This is a genomic window from Phenylobacterium sp. (assembly GCF_041916435.1).
In the GTDB taxonomy this organism is placed as follows: domain Bacteria; phylum Pseudomonadota; class Alphaproteobacteria; order Caulobacterales; family Caulobacteraceae; genus Phenylobacterium.
Window position 1 is genome coordinate 49,467 of the sequence record NZ_JAYRZM010000005.1, and the last position, 21,691, is coordinate 71,157.

Annotated in this window: 18 protein-coding genes; 10 read left to right on the forward strand and 8 right to left on the reverse strand. The window is 71.6% G+C overall.

Features of this window, described 5'->3' with window-relative positions; all coding sequences use genetic code 11:
* Positions 1–8 precede the first annotated feature (8 nt).
* A complete protein-coding gene (locus ACE3TA_RS14560; RefSeq protein WP_374574941.1) occupies positions 9–2,825 on the forward strand; it encodes a M16 family metallopeptidase in 2,817 nt (938 codons plus the stop codon).
* Between the two features lie 204 nt (positions 2,826–3,029).
* On the opposite strand, the gene ACE3TA_RS14565 is transcribed toward ACE3TA_RS14560, so the two are convergent.
* From ACE3TA_RS14565 to ACE3TA_RS14575, 3 genes are all read right to left on the reverse strand, one after another.
* The gene (locus ACE3TA_RS14565) at positions 3,030–4,331 is read right to left on the reverse strand and encodes an Hsp70 family protein (RefSeq protein WP_374574943.1); all 1,302 of its coding nucleotides are present in this window, start codon (positions 4,329–4,331) and stop codon (positions 3,030–3,032) included.
* Positions 4,332–4,426: 95 nt separating this feature from the next.
* Entirely contained in the window at positions 4,427–6,718 is a 2,292-nt protein-coding gene (locus ACE3TA_RS14570) for an NADP-dependent malic enzyme (RefSeq protein WP_374574945.1), read from the reverse strand.
* Between the two features lie 119 nt (positions 6,719–6,837).
* Positions 6,838–8,184 (reverse strand): S41 family peptidase, encoded by a 1,347-nt coding sequence (locus ACE3TA_RS14575; RefSeq protein WP_374574947.1) that lies wholly within the window; start codon positions 8,182–8,184, stop codon positions 6,838–6,840.
* Positions 8,185–8,386: 202 nt separating this feature from the next.
* On the opposite strand from ACE3TA_RS14575, the gene dapB reads away from it, so the two are divergent.
* Both dapB and ACE3TA_RS14585 read left to right on the forward strand, forming a co-directional pair.
* Complete coding sequence (gene dapB / locus ACE3TA_RS14580) at positions 8,387–9,166, forward strand: 4-hydroxy-tetrahydrodipicolinate reductase (protein ID WP_374575457.1); 780 nt, start codon at positions 8,387–8,389, stop codon at positions 9,164–9,166.
* 2 nt (positions 9,167–9,168) lie between these two features.
* Positions 9,169–10,608, forward strand: a complete 1,440-nt coding sequence (locus tag ACE3TA_RS14585) for an amidase family protein (RefSeq protein ID WP_374574949.1) — start codon at positions 9,169–9,171, stop codon at positions 10,606–10,608.
* A 4-nt stretch (positions 10,609–10,612) separates the two neighbouring features.
* Here ACE3TA_RS14585 and dut read toward each other — a convergent pair whose 3' ends face one another.
* Positions 10,613–11,068 carry a dUTP diphosphatase gene (gene dut, locus ACE3TA_RS14590; RefSeq protein ID WP_374574951.1) on the reverse strand — a complete coding sequence of 152 codons (456 nt, stop codon included), beginning with the start codon at positions 11,066–11,068 and terminating at the stop codon, positions 10,613–10,615.
* Positions 11,065–12,258 carry a bifunctional phosphopantothenoylcysteine decarboxylase/phosphopantothenate--cysteine ligase CoaBC gene (coaBC, locus tag ACE3TA_RS14595; RefSeq protein WP_374574953.1) on the reverse strand — a complete coding sequence of 398 codons (1,194 nt, stop codon included), beginning with the start codon at positions 12,256–12,258 and terminating at the stop codon, positions 11,065–11,067. Before coaBC ends, dut begins: the two co-directional genes overlap by 4 nt.
* 193 nt (positions 12,259–12,451) lie before the next feature.
* Between coaBC and ACE3TA_RS14600 the strand changes: the two genes are divergently transcribed.
* Positions 12,452–12,910: a hypothetical protein gene (locus ACE3TA_RS14600; protein WP_374574955.1), complete on the forward strand. Its 459-nt coding sequence runs from the start codon at positions 12,452–12,454 to the stop codon at positions 12,908–12,910.
* A 273-nt stretch (positions 12,911–13,183) separates the two neighbouring features.
* Here ACE3TA_RS14600 and ubiB read toward each other — a convergent pair whose 3' ends face one another.
* Together ubiB and ACE3TA_RS14610 are read right to left on the reverse strand one after the other, a co-directional pair.
* Complete coding sequence (gene ubiB, locus ACE3TA_RS14605; protein WP_374574957.1) at positions 13,184–14,689, reverse strand: 2-polyprenylphenol 6-hydroxylase; 1,506 nt, start codon at positions 14,687–14,689, stop codon at positions 13,184–13,186.
* Between the two features lie 3 nt (positions 14,690–14,692).
* On the reverse strand, positions 14,693–15,448 hold the full coding sequence (locus tag ACE3TA_RS14610; protein WP_374574959.1) for a class I SAM-dependent methyltransferase: 756 nt from the start codon (positions 15,446–15,448) through the stop codon (positions 14,693–14,695).
* A gap of 94 nt (positions 15,449–15,542) precedes the next feature.
* On the opposite strand from ACE3TA_RS14610, the gene mutM reads away from it, so the two are divergent.
* The 6 genes from mutM to dnaA all read left to right on the forward strand — a co-directional run bounded on the left by mutM (position 15,543) and on the right by dnaA (position 20,901).
* Complete coding sequence (mutM, locus tag ACE3TA_RS14615; RefSeq protein WP_374575458.1) at positions 15,543–16,406, forward strand: bifunctional DNA-formamidopyrimidine glycosylase/DNA-(apurinic or apyrimidinic site) lyase; 864 nt, start codon at positions 15,543–15,545, stop codon at positions 16,404–16,406.
* Positions 16,407–16,414: 8 nt separating this feature from the next.
* Positions 16,415–17,275: a TraB/GumN family protein gene (locus tag ACE3TA_RS14620; RefSeq protein ID WP_374574961.1), complete on the forward strand. Its 861-nt coding sequence runs from the start codon at positions 16,415–16,417 to the stop codon at positions 17,273–17,275.
* A gap of 31 nt (positions 17,276–17,306) precedes the next feature.
* The gene (locus ACE3TA_RS14625) at positions 17,307–18,107 is read left to right on the forward strand and encodes an enoyl-CoA hydratase (RefSeq protein WP_374574963.1); all 801 of its coding nucleotides are present in this window, start codon (positions 17,307–17,309) and stop codon (positions 18,105–18,107) included.
* A gap of 1 nt (position 18,108) precedes the next feature.
* Positions 18,109–18,708 (forward strand): GDSL-type esterase/lipase family protein, encoded by a 600-nt coding sequence (locus tag ACE3TA_RS14630; RefSeq protein ID WP_374574965.1) that lies wholly within the window; start codon positions 18,109–18,111, stop codon positions 18,706–18,708.
* 87 nt (positions 18,709–18,795) lie between these two features.
* Positions 18,796–19,065 carry a 30S ribosomal protein S20 gene (gene rpsT, locus ACE3TA_RS14635; RefSeq protein WP_374574967.1) on the forward strand — a complete coding sequence of 90 codons (270 nt, stop codon included), beginning with the start codon at positions 18,796–18,798 and terminating at the stop codon, positions 19,063–19,065.
* A 426-nt stretch (positions 19,066–19,491) separates the two neighbouring features.
* Positions 19,492–20,901, forward strand: a complete 1,410-nt coding sequence (gene dnaA, locus ACE3TA_RS14640) for a chromosomal replication initiator protein DnaA (protein WP_374574969.1) — start codon at positions 19,492–19,494, stop codon at positions 20,899–20,901.
* Between the two features lie 59 nt (positions 20,902–20,960).
* Here the strand turns inward: dnaA and ACE3TA_RS14645 are convergent, their stop codons facing one another.
* The gene (locus tag ACE3TA_RS14645) at positions 20,961–21,524 is read right to left on the reverse strand and encodes a DUF2087 domain-containing protein (protein ID WP_374574971.1); all 564 of its coding nucleotides are present in this window, start codon (positions 21,522–21,524) and stop codon (positions 20,961–20,963) included.
* Between the last annotated feature and the right edge of the window lie 167 nt (positions 21,525–21,691).

The following is a 21,691-nucleotide window of genomic DNA, read 5'->3' on the forward strand; positions in this document are numbered from 1 at the left end:
AAGCGCCCATGCTCCGCCACGCCGCCCGCGCCGCCTGCCTCGCCCTGGCCCTTGTCGTTCTTGCGCCGGCGGCGCGCGCGGCGGAGGTGCCGCCCATTCCGTTCAAGGAGCGCACCCTGCCCAACGGGCTGGTGGTGCTGTCGTCGATCGACAAGACCACGCCCAACGTGACGGTGCAGGTCTGGTACGGCGTCGGCTCGAAGGACGATCCGGCCGGCCGCTCGGGCTTCGCCCACCTCTTCGAGCACATGATGTTCAAGGCCACCCGGGACTTTCCGGCCGAGAGCATCGACCGCTTCACCGAGGACGTGGGCGGCTTCAACAACGCCTCCACCTACGACGACTTCACCAACTACTACGAAGTGGTGCCGGCCAATCACCTGCAGCGCCTGCTCTGGGTGGAAGCCGAGCGGATGGGCTCGCTGGTGGTCGACGAGGCCAACTTCAACTCCGAGCGCGACGTGGTGAAGGAGGAGCTGCGCCAGCGGGTGCTGGCCAATCCGTATGGGCGGCTGTTCGCCCTGATGCTGCCCGAGGCGACCTACACCGCCCACCCCTACAAGCGCCCCGGCATCGGCAGCATCGCCGACCTGGACGCGGCGACGATCGACGACGTGCGCGCCTTCCACCAAGCCTACTACCGGCCGGACAACGCCGCCCTGGTGGTGGTCGGCAACTTCGACCAGAAGACGCTGGACGCCTGGGTCGACACGTATTTCGGGCCGCTGAAGCATCCGGCCGCGCCGATCAAGCGGGTCACGGCCGTGGAGCCGCCGCGCAAGGCCGCCGGCGTCTTCACCGGCTACGGCCCCAACGTGCCGCTGCCGGCGGTGGCGATCACCTGGCTCGGCCCGGACGCGGCCGATCCGGACGCTCCGGCGCTGAAGGTGCTGGACGCCATCCTGTCGGCCGGCAAGTCCTCGCGGCTCTACGACAGCCTGGTCTACGACCAGCAGATCGCCGCGCAGATCTTCTCCAACGCCGACCTGCCCCAGCAGCCGGGCATGTTCATGGTCGGCGCCATCATGTCCGGCGGCCAGACCGTGGAGACCGGCGAGAAGGCGCTCCTGGACCAGGTGGAGAAGCTGCGCGCCGCCCCGCCCAGCACCGCCGAGCTTGACGAAGCCAAGAACGAACTGGTCGCCGGCGCCCTGCGCGACCGCGAGACCATCGACGGCCGCGGCTTCGCCCTGGGCTACGCCCTGCGCATCGAGGGCGACCCGACCCGCGCCAACACCGAGATCGCCGCATTGCAGGCGGTGACCGCCGCCGACGTGCAGCGGGTGGCCGACAAGTATCTGGACCCGGCCAAGCGGATGACCATCCGCTACCTGCCCGAGAGCGACCGGCCCAAGGGCGAGGCGGAAAAGGCCGCGGCGCCCGCGCCGAAGATCGCCTCGACCAAGTACGACGGCCCGGTGGTGGCGCTCGCCCCCGAGGGCCAGCGCCAGGCCCCGCCGCCGATCGGCGCGCCGGTCAATCCGGTGCTGCCGACGCCCGCCGAGAAGACCCTGGCCAACGGCCTGCGGGTGATCGTCGCCCGCTCGTCGGACCTGCCGCTGGTGACCGCGGACCTGACCATCAAGACCGGCGCCTGGGCCGACCCCTCGGGCCTGGCCGGCGCGGCCTCGATGACCGCCGGCATGCTCACCGAGGGCACCACCACCCGCAGCGCCCAGGAGATCGCCAAACAGACCGAGGCCCTGGGCGCCTCGCTGGACGCCGACGCGGGGCTGGAGTCCTCGCAGGTGAGCCTCAACGTCATGCCCGACAAGCTGGACACGGCCATGGCCATCCTGGGCGACGTGGCGCGCAACCCGGCCTTCGCCGAGGACGAGCTGGAGCGGCAGCGGCAACTGGCGCTGGATTCCCTGTCGGTCAGCTACAAGTCGCCCGGCTCGCTGGCCGGCTTCGCCGCCGCGCCGGTGGTGTTCGCCGGCACCCCCTTCGGCCACGTCGCCGACGGCACGCCGGCCTCGATCGAGAAGCTGACGCCCAAGGACCTGGCGGCCATCCACTCGGCCTACTACCGGCCGGACAACGCCATCCTGGTGCTGACCGGCGACATCTCGCCCGACGAGGGCTTCGCCATCGCCGAGAAGACCTTCGGCGACTGGGCCTCGCCGAAGACGCCGGCGCCGGCCCAGCCGACGGTGACGCCCAAGGCCGCGCCGCGCGACCTGGTGATCGACCTGCCGGGCTCGGGCCAGGCGGCGGTGACGGTGGTGGCGCCGGGCATCGCCCGCAACGCCCCCGACTACTACCCCGGGATCGTCGCCAACACGGTGCTGGGCGGCGGCTATTCGGCCCGGCTGAACGAGGAGATCCGCATCAAGCGCGGCCTGAGCTACGGCGCGGGCTCCAGCCTGGCGACCCGGCGCACCACCGGCGCCTTCCTGGCCAGCGCCCAGACCAAGAACGAGTCGGCGCCCCAGGTGCTGCAACTGATCCGCCAGGAGATGACCAGCCTGGCCGCCGCGCCGGCGGGCGCCGACGAACTGGAGGCGCGCAAGTCGGTGCTGATCGGCGGGTTCGGCCGCCAGCTCGCCACCTCCGGGGGGCTGGCCGGCATCCTCGGCAACCTGGCGCTCTACGACATCCCGCTCGACGAGGTGGGCCGCTACACCGCCAAGGTCGAGGCGGTCTCGGCCGGCCAGGTCCAGGCCTTCGCCAAGACGACGATGGATCCGGCCAAGGCCAGCGCCATCGTCGTCGGCGACTCCAAGGCGTTCGTGGACGGGCTGAAGACGGAGGCCCCCGACCTGGAGGTCATCCCCGCCGACCAGCTCGACCTGGACAGCCCGACCTTGAAGAAGGCGGACTGACGCCGCCACGGATGCTCCCCCTCTGGGGGAGCTGACGGCGAAGCCGGCTGAGGGGGACTGAGAGCCAGGGAGCACCCGGGCTAGGCGCGATCCCCGCCCAGCGGGACCCGTTCTGATCGAGGAGTCAAAGTCCCCCTCAGTCCCTTTGGGACAGCTCCCCCAAAGGGGGAGCATCGCGCCGACATGGCGGCCCGACCGGCGCCCCTACGCCCGCATGGTCCAGTGGGAGAGGTCGCGTTCCCAGCCCATCAGGGCCAGGCCCGAGGCGATGGATTCCAGTTCGCTGCCGGCGGCGATCCGCTCGGCGGGGAAGCGGCGGTGGAAGATGGCCCGCACCGCCGGCACCAGCGAGGAGCCGCCGGTGAGGAAGACCCGGTCGATCCCCTCGGGCTTGAGGCCCGCATCGGCCAGGGCCTCGTCGACGGCGGTCTCGATGAGGGAAAGCTCCGGGGCGATCCAGCCTTCGAACTCGGCGCGGGCCACCGGCCGGGCGATGTCGATGGAGCCGGCGGCGAAGCGGAAGAGATCGCCTTCGCGGCTGGAGAGCGACTCCTTCAGGGTCGAGACCGCCTTGTAGAGCTGGTAGCCGAGGTTGTCGTCCAGCACCTCGACCAGCCGCTCCAGCTTCTCCTTCTCCACGGCCTCGCGCACCAGGGCGCGGATTTCGCGCATGTCGCGGCTGGCGCGCATCAGGGCGAGCTGGTCCCAGCGGGCGAAGGCCGAATAGTAGCGGTTGGGCACCGGCAGGATCTTGCCGAAGGTCTTGTAGCTGGAGCCCTTGCCGAGCTCGGGCGAGACCAGGTGGTCGATGATCCGGTAGTCGAAGGCGTCGCCGGCCACGCCGACGCCGGAGCGGCCGAGCGGGACCGCCTGGATCTCGCCGTCCTGGCGATGGAAGCGGATGATCGAGAAGTCGCTGGTGCCGCCGCCGAAGTCGCCCACCAAGACCGTGGCGTCGTGGTCGAGCTCGCGGGCGAAGAAGAAGGCCGCCCCCACCGGCTCGTAGGCGTAGAGGATGTCGGTGAAGCCGAGGCGCTCGAAGGCGGTCTCGTAGCGGCGCATGGCCAGGTCGGGGTTGGGCGAGGCGCCGGCGAAGTTCACCGGCCGGCCGACGATCACCCGCTTCGGCAGGTCGGCCATGGCCGACCCGCCATGGTCGCGCAGCTTGATGAGGAAGGTGGAGAGCAAGTCCTCGAACAGGTAGCGGCGGCCGAGGATCTGGGTCTCGGTGAAGGATTCGGAGGCCGCGAAGGTCTTGAACGACTGGATGAACCGCGTCTCCAGCGGATCTTCCACATAGGCGTCGATCGCCCAGGGACCGGCCTCGATCGTGCGCTCGGACGGCGTCTCGGGCGGGGCGTGGAAGCTGAGCGCCGAGCGGAAGGCGAAGACCTCACGCTCGGGGGCCGGGAAGCGGACCAGGCGCGCCGGCTCGCCTGGCGCGGCGAACGCCACCACGGTGTTGGTGGTGCCGAAGTCGACGCCGAGAGTGACGCCCTGGGTCATGGGAAGCGCTCCTTTGCGGGGCCGGACGAAGGATCGCCCGCAGCCCCTAAGGCGAGCGATCCGCTAGATGACGATGACGCGGCTGTGGAGACGCATCAGACGACGGCCTCCACGCTCAGGCTTTCCAGGGCGGCCAGGGTGGCCATGTGCAGGATCTTCGAGACCGAGGCCGACAGCGGGCAGATCTGCACCGACTTGGACAGACCCAGCAGCACCGGGCCCACCACCGTCGCCCCACCCATCGCCTGGACGAGCTGGGTGGAGATCGAGGCCGAATGGATCGCCGGCATGATCAGGACGTTGGCCGGGCCGGTCAGGCGCATGAACGGGTAGTTGGCCCGCAGCTCGGGCAAGAGGGCGACCTCGGGGGGCATCTCGCCCTCGTACTCGAAGTCGATCTCCTCCATCTCGTCGAGGATGGCCACCGCCTCGCGCACCTTCTCCGAGCGCATCCCCATGGGGTTGCCGAAGGTGGAGTAGCTCATGAAGGCCAGTCGCGGGGTGAAGCCCAGGGCGCGCACCGCGCGGGCCGCCTCGATGGCGATCTCCACCAGCTCCTCGGCCTCGGGCATTTCGGTGACGTTGGTGTCGGCGATGAACAGGGTGTGGGCCTTGGAGAGCACCACGCTCATGCCCATCACCCGGCCGGTCGGCGCGGGGTCGATCACCCGCAGCACCTCCTCCAGCACCTGGTCGTAGCTGCGGGTCACGCCGGTGACCATGCCGTCGGCGTGGCCGAGCGCCACCATGGAGGCGGCGAAGGAGTTGCGGTCCTGGTTGATCAGCCGCTGGACGTCGCGCTTCAGGTAGCCCAGCCGCTGCAGCCGCGCGTAGAGGAAGTCGACGTACTCCGGATTGCGGTGCGACAGGCGCGCGTTGATCACCTCAAGGCTCGCCTCGTCGGGATTGAGGCCGACGCTGGCCATGTTCTCGCGCACCAGTTCCTCGCGGCCGACCAGCAGGGCGTGGCCGAGGCCGGCCTGCTGGAAGGCGTAGGCCGCGCGGATCACCGCCGGCTCCTCGCCCTCGGCGAAGACGATCCGCTTGCGCGGGGCGGCGAGCACCGCGCCCTGCAGCTTCTGCAGGAAGCCGGCGGTGGGATCGAGCCGCTGGGCGAGCGAGGCGCGATAGGCGTCCATGTCGACGATCGGCTTGCGCGCCACGCCGGTGTCCATGGCCGCCTGGGCCACGAACGGCGGGATGTAGGAGATCAGGCGCGGGTCGAACGGCGTGGGGATGATGTAGTTGGGCCCGAAGCGAAGCTGCTGGCCCTGGTAGGCGGTGGCCACCTCGTCGGGCACGTCCTCGCGGGCGAGCTGGGCCAGGGCGTTGGCGCAGGCGATCTTCATGTCCATGTTCACCCGCCGGGCGCGCACGTCCAGGGCGCCGCGGAAGATGTAGGGGAAGCCCAGCACGTTGTTGACCTGGTTGGGATAGTCCGACCGGCCGGTGGCGACGATGGCGTCGGGCCGCACCGCGTGCACCTCCTGCGGGGTGATCTCCGGGTCCGGGTTGGCCATGGCGAAGATGATCGGGTTGGGGGCCATGGTCTTGACCATCTCCTGGGTCAGCGCCCCCTTGGCCGACAGCCCCAGGAACACGTCCGCGCCGACCACGGCCTCGGCCAGGGTGCGCCGGTCGGTGTCGACCGCGTGGGCCGACTTCCACTGGTTCATGCCCTTTTCGCGGCCGCGGTAGATGACGCCGGTGTTGTCCACCGCGATGCAGTTTTCCGACCGCACGCCCATGGCCTTGACCAGCTCCAGCGAGGCGATGCCCGCCGCGCCGGCGCCGCACAGCACCAGCTTGACGTCCTCCAGCTTGCGGCCGGTGATCTCGCAGGCGTTGATCAGGCCGGCGGCCGAGATGATCGCGGTGCCGTGCTGGTCGTCGTGGAACACCGGGATGTCGAGCAGCTCCTGCAGCTCGGTCTCGATGCGGAAGCACTCCGGAGCCTTGATGTCCTCAAGGTTGATACCGCCGTAGGTGACGCCGATGTTCTTGACGACGGTGATGATCTCGTCGGCGTCGGTGGCGGAGACCTCCACGTCGATGGAGTCCACGTCGGCGAAGCGCTTGAAGAGGACGCTCTTGCCCTCCATCACCGGCTTGGCGGCCAGGGCGCCCAGGTTGCCCAGGCCCAGGATCGCCGTGCCGTTGGTGATCACGGCCACCAAGTTGCCCTTGGAGGTGTAGTCGTAGGCCTTGTCGGCGTCCTCGGCGATCTTGAGCACCGGCACGGCCACGCCCGGCGAATAGGCCAGGCTCAGGTCGCGCTGGGTGGCCATCGGCTTTGTGGGCGCGATCGCCACCTTCCCCGGCGTGGGGTGCTTGTGGAAGCTCAGCGCCTCCTCGTCGGTGAAAGTGCGTTGCTCTGCGTCGCTCATGACGGGGGGCCGGCCTTTGAGTGCTCTGGTTATGTGAAAGGCGCGCAACCTACATAGGCGGCCCGCCGGCCACAACTGTCCGCAAGGAAAGCACTTCGACTGCGCCTTTCGCGCCTCAGTCAGTCGACGGCGCGCAAAAGACGCGTCTCTTCACCATCCGCGCTTGACTGGACGAGCGCCGCGACCTTGCCGGACGCGTCGCGCTCGAAGCGGAATCGGAGCAGGGGCTGGCCCTCCACGGTGAAGAGGTCCGGCGCCAGGCCGGCCAGGATGAGCGCCGGGCGGCGCCCGCGATGCAGGGCCAGGCGCCCGTCCTCCACCGCGATCGTGCGCGAGCCGAACTCGCCCGCATAGGCCGAGAGCGCCGCGGCGTCGGCCGGCGCCGGCGGGGCCAGCAGGGCCTCCAGCGTCCAGCGCCGCTCGACGGCGGCCTCGCCGGACGGCGCGTCGTTCAGCAGCGCCTTCAGCGCCAGCACCTCGGCGCAGGTCAGGGCCTTGGCCGCCGGGCACGGCGCGTCGGGCCGGACGCCGGCGCCGCCCCAGTTGGTCTTGGTGATCGGATTGACCGGCCGGCCCTCTGAGATGAAGACGCTCAGGCCGTCGCCCGCCGCATGCAGGTCGCCGGGATTGGCCGCCCCGGCCGTGGGCTCGCCGACGATGGTCGCCCGGCCCGCCGCCTGCAGGGTGTAGGCGAAGCTCTCGGCCGCCGAGCCCGTGCGGCCGCTCACCAGGATGTAGAGCGGCGCCTTCAGCCGGCGCGGCCCGCGCGGCTCGACGAGCGGACGCTCGTATTCGTCCGGTCCGCGGCTCTTGAAGGTGTTGTAGACGTCCGCGCCGGCGGGGACGAAGTAGCCGGCCAGATAGCCCACCATCACGGGCGAGCCGCCGCCGTTGCCGCGCAGGTCGACGATCATGGCGTCGGCGTTCGCGGTCAGCGCCATGGCCGCGTCGGCGGCGCGGCGGGCCGGGGCCTCCGGATCGGCGGCCTGGTCGAAGTCGGCGAAGTAGTCCAGCCGGACATAGCCGATCCCGCCGGGGCGGACCTCGACGGCGGAGACGCCGTAGTTGGCGCGGCGCTCCTCGCCGGCCGCCTCGGCGGGCCCGGGGCCATGCGCCTGCGCCGCCACGACAGGAGCCGAGGCGACAGGGGCCGGGGCGGAGGGCGTCCAGAGCACGACGAAGTGCGGGTCCTCAGGCTTCAACCGGTCGCTGAGCACGCCGGCCAGGTCGCGCGGATCGCGCAGGGCGTCGAAGCCGCCGCGCTGGGCCTCGGCCCGCAGGGCCTCGGCGATCCGCCGCGCCTTGGCCGGATCGAAGTAGGTCTGCTCGATCAGGTCGGCGATCCGCAGGGCGGCGGCGCGGGGATCGACGGCGGCGGGCCGCGCAGCGCCCGCCTCAGGCGCCGGCGGCCGCGACCAGGCCGGTCCGGCGGCCAGCAAGGCCGCCGCAAGGATCAGGGGTTTCATGCATGCGCCTCCCGTACGCCTGCGAAGACCCCACGGTTAGACGCAACGCGGCGGCCTCACACGTGAACTAAGCTTCACTTGCCCGCACGGATCGGGCCGGCCCGCGGCGACGCGGCGCCCACCTTCGGCAAGCTAGGCGTTGACCCGGCGCGCGGGGTGGCGAGATTAGCGGCCTCGCCTTGTTCTGCGCCGGAGACTCAACCTGTCCGCCCCCGTGAAAATCGCCATCGCCGGCGCCCTGGGCCGCATGGGCCGCGCCGTGGCCGCCGCCATCGAGCCGCGCAAGGACATGACCATCGTCGCCCGCTTCGACCGGCCGGGCGCCGAGGGACCGGACCTGGTCGACCAGGAGACCGCCCTTTCGGCGGCCCAGGTGGTGATCGACTTCACCACCGCCGCGGCCTCGGCGGCGCTGGCCACCCGCTGCATCGAGCACGGCGGCCCGGCCCTGGTGATCGGCTCCACCGGCTTCACCCCCGACGAACTGGCCGCCGTGGAGGCCGCTTCGAAGGAGCTGCCCATCGTGCGGGCGGGCAACTTCTCGCTGGGCGTCAACATGCTGGTCGGGCTGGTGGCCCAGGCGGCGCGCGCCCTGCCCACCGCCGACTACGACATCGAGGTCTTCGAGGCCCACCACCGGCGCAAGATCGACGCGCCCTCCGGCACCGCCCTGATGCTGGGCGAGGCCGCCGCCAAGGCCCGCGGCGCGGACCTGTCGGCCGTGGCCCAGCGCGGGCGCGACGGCGTGACCGGCCCGCGCAAGACCGGCGACATCGGCTTTTCGGTGATGCGCGGCGGCGACATCATCGGCGAGCACAGCGTGGTGTTCGCCGCCGACGACGAGATCCTGACCCTGTCGCACTCGGCGCGGGACCGCGACCTCTTCGCCCGGGGCGCGGTGCAGGCCGCCCTTTGGGTCCGCGGAAAGCCGCCGGGCGCCTACGACATGCAGGACGTGCTGGGTTTCACCAAGGAGAGCTAGCCATGACGGCGGCGCTGCTCGAACTCGACGCAACCGCCCAGCTCTCGGCGCTGGCCTCCAAGCGGGTCTCGGCGATGGACCTCCTGAAGGCGGCGCTGGCCCGCCACGAGGCGACCCACGCGAAGATCAACGCCGTCGTCGCCGCCGACCTGGAACGCGCCCTGGAGCGGGCCGCCGCCATCGACGACCTGCGCGCCCGGGGCGAGCCGATCGGGCCGCTGGCGGGCCTGCCGATGACCATCAAGGATACGCTGGACGTGGCCGGCATGCCGGCCTCCTCCGGCCTGGAGGGCTACCGCCGGCGGCAGGCCGAGGACGCGGTGGCCGTGGCCCACGCCCGCCACGCCGGGGCGGTGATCTGGGGCAAGACCAACACGCCGGTGCTGGCCGGCGACTGGCAGACCTACAATTCGCTCTACGGGACCAGCAACAATCCCTGGGACGCCTCGCGCACCACGGGCGGCTCCTCCGGCGGGGCGGCCGCTGCCCTGGCCGCCCGCGTCACGGCGCTGGAGATCGGCTCGGACATCGGCGGGTCGCTGCGCGTGCCGGCCTCGTTCTGCGGGGTCTTCTCGCACAAGCCCACCTGGGGACTGGTGACCCAGCACGGCCACGTGCCGCCGAGCCCCGGCTCGTGGGCGGAGCGCGACCTGAACGTGATCGGCCCCATGGCCCGCTCGGCGCGCGACCTGCGCCTGCTGCTCTCGGTGATCGCGGACTCGCCGATCGCCGCCACCGCCCCGCCCGCCGACCTGGCCGAAACGCGGCTGGCCCTTTGGCTGGACGATCCCCTGCTGCGGCTCGATCCGGAGGCGCGAGCGGTGATCGAGACCTTCGCCCGCCAGCTCGCCGACGCTGGCGCGCAGGTGGAGACGATCTCCAGCCCGGTGAACATGGATGTGCTGCTGCACGCCTATGTGACGCTGCTGGGCGGGGTGCTGGCCGAGGACATGCCGGCCGGCGCGCTGCGGGCCATGGAGCTGGTCCGCCCGCTGGCTTCGCGGGCGCTGAAGCGCGGGGCCGGGCCGTTCTCCAATCCGGCCATGGCGATGGCCTACACCTGCCGGCACAAGGAGTGGGCGGCGGCCGACGCGGTGCGCATGCGCCTGATCCACGAGTTGGAGGCCGTGTTCGACAAGTTCGACGCGATCATCGCGCCGATCACCCCGCTGCCGGCCTTCCCGCACGACCACGCGCCGATGAACCGGCGCCGGCTGCGCTTCAGCGACGGCGGGGCCGCGCCCTACGTGTCGATGCTGGGCTGGATCGGCCTGGCCACCGCCTGCCGGCTGCCGGCCACGGCGGTTCCGGCCGGCCGCACGGCCGAGGGCCTGCCCGTGGGCGTGCAGATCATCGGGCCGCACGCGGGCGACTCCCGCACCCTGTCCATCGCCCAGGCGATCGACGTGGACGTGCGCGGCTTCGAGCCGCCGGAGCTCTAGAGGCTCAATTGCCGCCGGTGGAGCCGAAGCCGCCGGCGCCGCGCACGGTCTCGTCCAGCTCGGCCACCTCGGCCCAGGCGGCCTGGACCACCGGGGCGATCACCATCTGGGCGATGCGGTCGCCCCGGCGGATGGTGAAGTCCTCGGCCCCGAGGTTGATCAGGATGACCTTCACCTCGCCGCGATAGTCGGCGTCGACGGTGCCCGGCGTGTTCAGGCAGGTGACGCCGGCCTTGGCCGCCAGCCCCGAGCGCGGCCGCACCTGGGCCTCGAAGCCGGCCGGCAGGGCGAAGGCCAAGCCGGTGGGAACCATGGCCCGCTCCATGGGCCGCAGCACCAGCGGCGCCTCGTCCTCCACGGCCGCGCGCAGGTCCATGCCGGCGGCGAGCGCGGTCTCGTAGGCGGGCAGAGGCAGGCCCGCCCCGTGGGGCAGGCGCTTAACTTCGATCACGGGTTTCACTGAAAGGCCTCTGCCATCTTCGCGGCCAGCCGCCGCGCCACTTCGCTCTTGCTCATCCGGTCCCAGCGCTCGATCCCGCCGGCGGTGACGACGGCCACGGCGTTGTCGTCGCCGCCCATGGTCCCGGCCACGCTGACGTCGTTGGCGACGATCCAGTCGCAGCCCTTCCTGGCCAGCTTGGCCTGGGCGTAGCTTTCCACCTGGTCGGTCTCGGCGGCGAAGCCGACCACCAGGGCCGGACGGTTCACGCCCCTGGACAGGGTCGCCAGGATGTCGGGGTTCTCGACCAGGGCGATGGCGGGCGGGCCCTCGCCGGTCTTCTTCATCTTGCTCGCCGCCTCGTCGCGCGGCCGCCAGTCGGAGACGGCGGCGACGCACACGGCGATGTCGGCCGGCAGGGCCGCCTCGCAGGCCGCCAGCATCTGGCGGGCGGTCTCCACGTCCACGCGCCTGACGCCGGCCGGGGTGGCGACGGCGACGGGCCCGGCGACCAGGGTCACCTCGGCGCCGAGCCTCGCCAGGGCCTCGGCGATGGCGAAGCCCTGCTTGCCGCTGGAGCGGTTGGTGAGCACGCGCACCGGATCGATCGGCTCGGCGGTGGGCCCGGCGGTGACGATCGCCCGCCGGCCCGCCAGCGGCCGCGCGGCCGGGCCGGACAGCATGGCCAGGATCGCCTCGAAGATCACGGGCGGCTCGGCCAGACGGCCGGGGCCGAACTCGCCGCAGGCCATGGCCCCCTCGTCCGGCCCGACGAAGGCGACGCCGTCGGCCTTCAGGGCCGCCAGGTTCCGCTGGGTGGCCGGATGGCCCCACATGCGCACGTTCATCGCCGGCGCCATCAGCACCGGCTTGTCGGTGGCCAGGAGCGTGGTGGAGGCCAGGTCTCCGGCCAGGCCGTTCGCCGCCTTGGCCATCAGGTCCGCGGTGGCGGGGGCGACCACCACCAGGTCCGCCGAGCGGGAGAGCTCGATGTGGCCCATCTCCGCCTCGTCGGTCAGCGAGAAGAGCTCGGAATAGACCTTGTCCTCGCAGAGCGCCGACAGGGTGAGCGGCGTGACGAACTCGGCGCCCGCCTTGGTCAGGATCGGCCGCACGCCGATCCCGGCCTTGCGCAGGAGCCGCACCAGCTCGAGCGACTTGTAGGCCGCGATGCCGCCGCCGACGATCAGGAGAATCCGCTTGTCCGACAAGGCGCGCGACCCTTTCCCATGGCTTCGCCCGCTATACGGCGGTTGCGGCCTCTGGACAAACCCGAGGTATTGTTCTTTCTTTGTTCCAAGCTTGGCCTGCACGACAGGAGAGAACGGGATGACGGGGTTCACATCAGCGTTGTGCGCGGGGGCCGCGCTCCTCTTTCTGGCCGGGTGCGAGCGCCCCTCGGCGGTGGCCCCCCGCGGGCCGGAGGCCGCCGCGCCCCAGGCGTTCGCCGACGCCGCCGGCACGGCTGCGCCCAAGGCGGCCGGGGCCGATCATCGCCAGGACGCGGCCCCGCAGGTGGACGGCAAGCCCATGTGGTCGGCCAGCCGCCGCTATTCGGCCGAGGAGAACGCCCAGCGCGCCTTCGATAAGAACGGGGCGGCGTTCGGCGCGCGCGACGTGGACGACTTCGTGCGCAAGGCCCACGCCTTCGTCGATCATCCGCCGCGCGAGGCGCTGACCCTCACCCGCAGCAACGGCGACGTCCTGATCTACGATCCGAAGGCCAACGTCTTCGCCGTGGCCACCAAGGACGGGGCGCCGCGCACCATGTTCAAGCCGGACGACGGCATGGCCTACTGGCAGGCCCAGGTCGACCGCGACGCCGCCCGCCGCCAGGCCCAGGCGGCGAAGGCGGAGGGGTAGGCGTCATCCTCCGCGATCCGGAGGACCCAAGCGGCGAGTCGGCTTGGATCGCCCGGACGAGCCGGGCGACGACGCGTGGGGGATGGGGCGGCGCCCTCACTCCCCATCGCCTTCCTAGGCCTTGTGCCTAGGATCCATCCCTCGGCCTCCCAAGACCTCTCCGAAGCACGCACAGCCCAGCCGCCCCATGGATCCCCGCCACAAGGGCGGGGAAGGCGAAACTGTGCGAGCAAGGCGCCTGCCGGACGTCTGGGATTGGCGGTTTCGGGCCCCCTACCGCAACGCCCCCATCAGGAACGCCACGCCGGCCGTGGCGGCGCCGAGGGCGAACCAGAGGAGCGGCGAGAGGCCCTCGTGCGGCTCGGGCGCCGGCGGCGGGGGCGCGGGCGGGGTCTCCAGGCGCTCGGCGAGGCCCTTGACGACCGCGGCGGCGTCCTCGGCCAGGCGGCGCGCGCGGGCCGGCGGGGCGAGTTCGCGGACCATCCAGCGGCGCACCACCGGATCGGCGGCCGCCCACAGGTCGTGGTCGGGATCGATGCGGCGGGCCACGCCCTCCACCGTCATCATGGTCTTCTGCAGGAGCACCAGCTCGGGTCGCAGGTGCATGTCGAAAAGGGCGGTGATCTCGAAAAGCTGGGTGAGCAGCCGCGCCATGGAGACCTCGCGCGCGGGCCGGCCGAAGATCGGCTGACCCACGGCCCTCAGCGCCTGGGCGAAGGCGGCCACGTCGTGGGTCTTCGGCACATAGCCGGCCTCGAAGTGGACGCGGGCGACCCGCTCGTAGTCGCGCTCCAGGAAGCCGTAAAGAATCTCGGCCAGGTAGCGCCGCTCGGCCGGGCCGAGGCGGCCGATGATGCCGAAGTCGACGGCGGTGATCTGGGCCGGCGCCTCGGCGAACAGGTTTCCCTCGTGCAGGTCGGCGTGGAACACCCCGTGGTCCAGGGCCTGGGCCAGGAAGGCGCGCACCAGGTTGTCGGCCAGGGCCTTGCGCTCCAGGCCCGGCTGCTCGAGCGCGGCCGGATCGGTCAGGGCCACGCCCCTGGCCCATTCCAGGGTGAGGACCCGCTTGGCCACCCCGTCCCACACCACCTTGGGCGCGCGCATGTAGCCGTCGCGCGCCATCACCTCGCCGAGTTCGTCGGCGCCGGCGGCCTCCAGGCGAAGGTCGAGCTCCAGCTCGGTGGCGCGGATCACCGTGGCGGCGAAGGCCTTCGGCTCCAGCCGGCGGGCCGGCGGCGCCCAGCGCTCGACGAGCCGCGCGGCGAGGGCCAGCACCTCGGCGTCCTGGGCGACCCGGCGCATGATGCCCGGGCGCAGCACCTTGACCGCCACGCGCCGGCCATCGGCCAGCACCGCCTCGTGCGCCTGGGCCAGGGACGCGGCCGCCACCGGCTCGCCGAAGCTTTCGAACAGCTCCGAGATCTTCCGGCCGAGCCCGGCCTCCACCTCGCGCCGGGCGACGTCGGTGGGGAAGGGATCGAGCTTGTCCTTCAGGTGCGAGAGATCCTCGACGAAGGCCGCGCCGAAGATGTCGGCCCGGGTGGACAGGAGCTGGCCAAGCTTGATCGCCACCGGCCCCAGCCGCTCCAGCGAACGGGCCAGCCGCTCGCCCGGCCGGCCCTGGCGCGCGCCGGCGCCGGCGAACAGCCGCAGCGTGTCGGCCGCGGCGCGCACCGCCGGCGGATAGAGATCGCCGAGTTCGCGGGGCAAGAGGGCGTCCTCGCGCACCAGGGTCAGGCCCGCGCCCAGGAGCCGGCCGAGCGCGGCGATCGTTCCCATCGGCTAGATCGCCCAGCCCTGGTGCAGGGCCGCCACCCCGCCGGTGAAGTTGGTGAAGCTGACCTTCTTGAAGCCGGCCTCGCCCATCATGGCCGCGAAGGTCCGCTGGTCAGGGAAGCGGCGGATGCTCTCCACCAGGTACTGATAGGAGGCCCGGTCCTTGGCCACCATCTCGCCGATCGCCGGGATCACCTTGAAGGAATAGGCGTCATAGGCCTTGCGCAGGGCCTCGGTGGCCGGCCGGGAGAACTCCAGGCACAGGAACCGCCCGCCCGGCTTCAGCACGCGCCGCGCCTCGCGCAGGGCCTGGGAGATGTCGGTCACGTTGCGGATGCCGAAGGAAATCACATAGGCGTCGGCGCAACGGTCCGGCAGCGGCAGGCGCTGGGCGTCGCCCACGGCCCAGGCGATCTCGGGCACGAAGTCCCGCTCGCGCCCCGCAGCGATCATCTCGGCGTTGTAGTCGATCACGAAGACCTTGGCGTCGTCGCCGCCGCGCCGCTCCTGCGCGCGCCGGGCCATGCGGGCGAACCGGCGGGCCATGTCGCCGGTGCCGCCGGCGCAGTCGACGATGGTCTCGCCGGGCTGGGGATTGAGCCGGGCGGCGACGGCGTCCTTCCAGAGCCGATGGACGCCCGCGCTCATCAGGTCGTTCATCAGGTCGTAGCGCTTGGCCACGCTGTCGAACACGCCCCGCACGAGGCGGGGCTTCTCGTCGGGCTCGACGTCGCGAAAGCCGAAGGTGGCGGAGCCGGTCATGGCCGTGGTCTTAGCCTTCCCGCCGACCTCGCGCCAGCCGCCGGGCGCGCGATGCTCCATTGATCTGATCGCCCGGCGCATGCCAAGCCGGGCCATGCCCGAGCTTCCCGAGGTGGAGACCGTTCGCCGGGGCCTTGAGCCCGTCCTCGCCGGCCGCCGCCTGGCGCGGGTGGAGGCGCGCCGGCCGGACCTGCGCTTCCCCCTGCCCGAGGGCTTCGTCCAGCGGCTGACCGGGGCGCGGATCCTGAAGCTCGACCGACGGGCGAAGTATCTCGTCGCGCCGCTGGACCGGGGGCAGACCCTGGTGATGCACCTGGGCATGAGCGGCCGTTTCGAGATCGCCCGGCCCGAGGGCGCCGAGCGGCCCGGCGAGTTCGTCTACGCCGCCGATCCGGACCCCAAGCACGCCCACGTGGTGTTCGAGACCGAGGACGGGGGGCGGGTGACCTATTACGACCCCAGGCGCTTCGGCTACATGGGCCTGATCGACACCGAGGCGCTGGCGGACCATCCCTGGTTCGCCGGCCTGGGCCCCGAGCCGCTGTCGGACGGGTTCGACGCCGGCCACCTGGCCCGCGCCTTCGCCGGCCGCGTCCAGGGGGCCAAGACGCTGCTGCTCGACCAGCGGATCGTCGCGGGCCTGGGCAACATCTATGTCTGCGAAGCGCTCAACCGCGCGCGCATCTCGCCCTTCAAGCCGGCTGGCGAGATCGGCAAGGCCAAGCTCGCCAGCCTCGTCCAGGCGATCAAGGACGTGCTCGCCGAGGCGATCGCCCAGGGCGGCTCGACCTTGCGCGACTACGCGGCCGCCGACGGCGCGCTCGGCTATTTCCAGCACCGTTTCCGGGCCTATGGCCGGGAGGGCCAGCCCTGCGCCAACACAGGCTGCCGGGGCGTGATCGCGCGCAAGGTCCAGGGCGGGCGCTCGACCTTCTATTGCCCTGTTTGCCAGAAATGATCGGCCAGATGTGGAAGTCCCTCGCCGCCGCCGCGGCCCTCGCTTTCGCCGCCGCGCCGGCCCTGGCCCAGCCGCCGGTCTGGGTGGTCTCCGACGCCGATTCCCAGCTCATGCTGTTCGGCTCGGTGCACGTGCTGCCGCCGGGCCTGGACTGGCGCCCGCCGGCGCTGGAAAAGGCGCTGAAGGGCGCCGACGACGTCTGGTTCGAGCTGCCGGTCGACGCGACCACCGACCAGGAGGTGAGCCAGCTCGCCGCCGCGCACGGCTTCCTGCCGCCGGACAAGTCGCTCACCGCCATGCTGTCGCCCGAGGCCGCCCAGCGGCTGGTCCGCATCTGCCAGGCGTTCAACCTGTCGATGGCGCAGATCGACCGGCTGGAGCCGTGGCTGGCCGAGGTGGCCCTGGCCGGGGCCACCTACAAGGCCTCGGGGGCGGATACGGCCACGGGCGTGGAGAAGACGCTGGCGGCCGAGGCGCCGCCGACGGCCCAGCGCCGCGCCTTCGAGACGCCGGCCCAGCAGATCGCCCTGTTCGACGGCGCCCCGCTGGACGAGCAGATCGCCTCGCTGGAACAGAGCCTGGAGGAGATCGAGGACGATCCGGGCGCCTACGACAAGCTGGTGAACGCCTGGATGCGCGCCGACGTGGCCGCGCTGGACACCGAGGCGCTGGAGCCCCTGCGCGAGGCCTCGCCGGACCTGTTCGACCGGCTGGTCACCGCCCGCAACGCCGCCTGGACCCGCGCCCTCGACCAGCGGCTGAAGGGCTCGGGCCGGACCGTGGTCGTCGTCGGCGTCGGCCACCTGATCGGCAAGGACGGCGTGCCGGCCCGCCTGCGCGCTCTTGGCTATTCGGTGAAGGGGCCTTAAGCCCGCTGGCGGCAAGACATCGGAGGCGCTCATGGCCGAAGCCGGCCCCTACCAGACCCTGATCGTTGAAACCGCGCCCGGCGGCGCGGCTGGCGTGACCCTGATCCGGCTGAACCGGCCGGAGGCGCTGAACGCGCTCAACAGCGAGCTGCTGGGCGAGCTCTGCGCGGCGCTGGACGCGGCCGAGGCCGACGAGGCCACGCACTGCCTGGTGCTGACCGGGTCTGAGCGCGCCTTCGCCGCCGGCGCCGACATCAAGGAGATGTCGACCAAGACCTATGCGGAGATGTTCAAGTCGAACTTCTTCGGCGCCGCCGCCGAGCGGATCGTGGCGTTCCGCAAGCCGATCATCGCCGCGGTGGCCGGCTACGCCCTGGGCGGCGGCTGCGAACTGGCCATGCTGTGCGACTTCATCATCGCCGCCGAGACCGCCAAGTTCGGCCAGCCGGAGATCAACCTGGGCGTCATGCCCGGCATCGGCGGCACCCAACGGCTGACCCGCTTCGTCGGCAAGTCCAAGGCCATGGACATGATCCTGACCGCCCGGATGATGGACGCCGCCGAGGCCGAGCGCGTGGGCCTGGTCTCCCGCGTGGTGGCGGCCGACAAGATGCTGGAAGAGGCCCTGGCCGCGGCGGCCAAGATCGCCGCCCAGTCGCCGCTGGCGGTGATGATGAACAAGGAGCTGGTGAACACCGCCTACGAGACCACCCTGTCCACCGGGGTGGCGGTGGAACGGCGCCTGTTCCACTCGCTGTTCGCCTTCGACGACCAGAAAGAGGGCATGGCCGCCTTCATCGAGAAGCGCAAACCCGACTTCAAGGGCCGCTGAGGTGCGTCTGCTCGCGTTCGGAGACAGCTTCCTCCTGGGCGTGGGCGATCCCTACCACCTGGGCTGGATCGGCCGCACGGTGCTGGGGCGCACGGACGTGACGCTCTACAACCTCGGCGTCCGGCGCGAGACCAGCGGCGACATCGCCGCGCGCTGGCGGCGCGAGGCCTCCAGCCGCATGGCCAGCCACGAACCCCTGCGTCTGGTCTTCTCCTTCGGCTGCAACGACTGCGTGCTTGAGGACGCCGGCCTGCGCGTGGGCCCGGCCGACACCTTGAAGAACACCCAGATGATCCTGGCCGAGGCGGCCGCCCTGGCGCCCACGCTGATGGTCGGGCCGCCGCCGGTGGTGGACCCGCTGCACCGGGCGCGGGTGGCCTCGGTGGGCGACGCGCTGGGCATCGTCGCCGGTCAGCTCGGCGTGCCCTACATCGACGTCTTCACCGCGCTGAGGCAGGCCGAGACCTGGGAGGCGGAGGCCGCCGCCGGCGACGGCGCCCACCCCGGAGCGGACGCCTACCAGCAGATGGCCGACCTGGTGATGAGCCATCCGGCCTGGCGCGCGTTCACAAGCGATGACAGAAGCGTGCAGGCGCATTGACCCGGGAGGGCTGTTCCCGTATATCCGCGCCTCCGATTTCACCGCCCGGGCGTCTGTCCGGGCGCGAGACTTTTTGAGAGCTGACACATGGCCAACACGCCCGGCGCCAAGAAAGCGATCCGCAAGATCGCCCGCCGCACGGAAGTCAACAAGGCGCGCCGCTCGCGCGTGCGCACCTATCTGCGCCGCTTCGAAGAGGCGGTTTCCAAGGGCGACGCCGACGCCGCCAAGACCGCCTTCATCGAGGCCCAGTCGGAGCTGATGCGGGCCGTGTCCAAGGGCGTCGTGCACAAGAACACCGGCTCGCGGAAAGTCTCGCGCCTGGCCGCTCAGCTGAAGAAGCTGTCCGCCGCCTGAGGGCCCGGTGGACACTGTCCACCGTTGATTTTATTGGACTTTTAGTAGCACCCGCGGCCCAAACGGCCCGCGGGTGTTTTTGTTGTCCAGCCCCCTGAGCGTGCGGCGCCTGCGACGAAAGTTCTCAGATGGCGGAGGGTCATCCACACTTTCCCTTGGCGCGCGAGGCGGTTCCCCGAGTCAACGAAAATATCCGCTCCGGCCCCCAAGAAATCTCGTTGACCGTCGAACCCCCCCGACTAGTCTCAGGGGTCTCAGGACGTTTTCTCCATCTGATCTCGGATGAAATCATGGTCCGGCGGGAGCGTATGTGCTCGCCGGAGGGGGGAACTGTTCTCTAAAGGAATGGCGGCTGGCCCGGGGGGGCCGGCCGGGAGGCAGGTGATGGGGTTGGCAAGCAAGATGACGAATGGGGGTGCTGCGGAGATGGCGGCAGAAGCGCCGGTCGGCGTGGTCTGGACGAAAACCTGTCAGGCCCTCAAACGTGAACTTGGCGAAGCGACCTTCGGCTCCTGGCTCGGCCAGGCGTCCCTGCGCGAGCAATCGGGGGGCGACGTGTGCCTTGTCGCCGCCACCGGCGTCGCGCGCGACTGGATCCGCCGCCACGCCTGGCGCCGCATCGGCGAGCTGTGGGCGCAGAACGACCCGCTGGGCCGGCGTCTGGACCTGAAGTCCAAGATGGAGTTCGATTCCCAGCCGGCGGCCTCCACGCCGCTGGCCAGGGCCGCCGCCGCGGTGCAGGACGACGTCCTGGTGGCCGAGGTCGAGGCCGCGCCCGTGAACGCCCGCCAGGGCCGCCAGCAGGGCCTGCAGGACCGCTTCTCGTTCGAGACCTTCGTCGCCGGCCCGCCCAACGAGTTCGCCTTCGCCGTGGCCCGCCGGGTCGCCACCTGGGCCGACGGCCACTTCAATCCGGTGGTCTTCCACGGCCCCTACGGCTTCGGCAAGACGCACCTCTTGAACGCGCTCGCCTGGGAGGCGATGCGCAACGCGCCGGACAAGCGGGTGGCCTACATCACCGCCGAGCGCTTCACCTCCACCTTCGTCAAGGCCGTGCAGGACCGGCAGACGGCGGCCTTCAAGGAGGAGATGCGCAACGCCGACCTCTTGCTGATCGACGACGCCCACTTCGTGGCCGGCAAGGCCTCCACCCAGGAGGAGCTGTTCCACACCCTGATCGCCCTGGTGGAGGACGGCCGCCGCGTGGTGATGACCGCCGACCGGCCGCCGGCGGAGATCACCGAGATGGAGCCGCGCCTGCGCTCGCACCTGCAGGCGGGCCTGGTCTGCGGCATCGAGCCGGCGGACCGCACGCTGCGGCTGGGCATCCTGGAGCGCAAGCTGGCCACCCTGGCCCATCAGGGGCGCTTCGTGCCCTCGGCCCGTTCGGACGTGCTGCAGTTCCTGGCCGACCGCTTCACCGACAGCGTGCGCGAGCTGGAGGGGGCGCTGAACACCCTGGTGGCCCGCGTGGGCGGCGACATCGCCCGCCTGAGCCTGGACGACGCCCAGGCGATCCTGCGGCCGCACCTGTCGGTCAACGAGCGCCGGGTGACGGTCGACCAGATCCAGAAGGCCGTGGCCGAGCACTACGGCCTGAAGCAGGCCGACCTGATCTCCGAGCGCCGGGCCCGCGCGGTGGCCCGCCCGCGCCAGGCGGCCATGTGGCTGGCCAAGCAGATCACCACCCGCTCGCTGCCGGACATCGGCCGCCGCTTCGGCGGACGCGACCACACCACCGTGCTGCACGCGGTGCGGCGCATCGAGGCGCTGAAGGCCGACGATCCGATGCTTTCGCACGATCTGGACGTGCTCTTGCGCAAGCTGCGCAGCTAGCCCCCAGGGCTCTGGCCTGCGCCAACGAAGGCCCGCCGCGAGGCGGGCCTTTCGCTTTTTCAGGCGTCGGCTTTCCCGCCGCCGACGGGCAGCCGCCGGATCAGGGCGAGCGCCTCGGGCGGCGGGCGGCGTTCGATGCGCCGGTAGTCGCGGCAGTCGATCGTTCGCGAGACCAGCTTGCGATTGAAGAGCTCGCGCCGCAGCAACGCATGATCGCCGAAGCCGTGGGCCTCCTTGATCAGGGCGTTGACCTCGCCTTCCGTGAACGAGCGGCCGGCCGGAATACGCGCCCACAGGCCCCACAGGCAGAGCGCCTGCAGGCTGGGCTTGGCCGGCCAGCGCGCCAGCCGCCCCCGGGCGTCGAAGCAGCGCAGGGCCGCCTCCACCCGCGCCGGGCCCATCTCGGCGGGCGCGGCCAAGGCCGCCTGCGCCGGCTCCAGGGCCTCCACGTGGGCCGCCTGGGCGCGGAAGTGCTGGAAGTTGCGGGCGCCGGCCGCGCGGGCCAGCATGTTGAGCATCTCCACATGGCCGGGCGGGCGCTCGCGCCCGGCGAGCTGGCCGCGCAGCGACTTGGCCAGGGCCGAGATGTCAGCCGCCGAATAGGGGATCTGGTCCTTCGACATCACTCATCCTCGTGAGCGCCGTTCCTGATGGGTGTCGAGGTCACCGTCTTTCGACCTGGCGCGGGACAAGCGTCAGTCTGGATGGAATGAGCAGGTTTAGCTCCCCTTTCGGGGCGGTGACGCCTGGGTGAACTGCGGACCCTGGGGCGGCTCTCTAGGCCATCGCC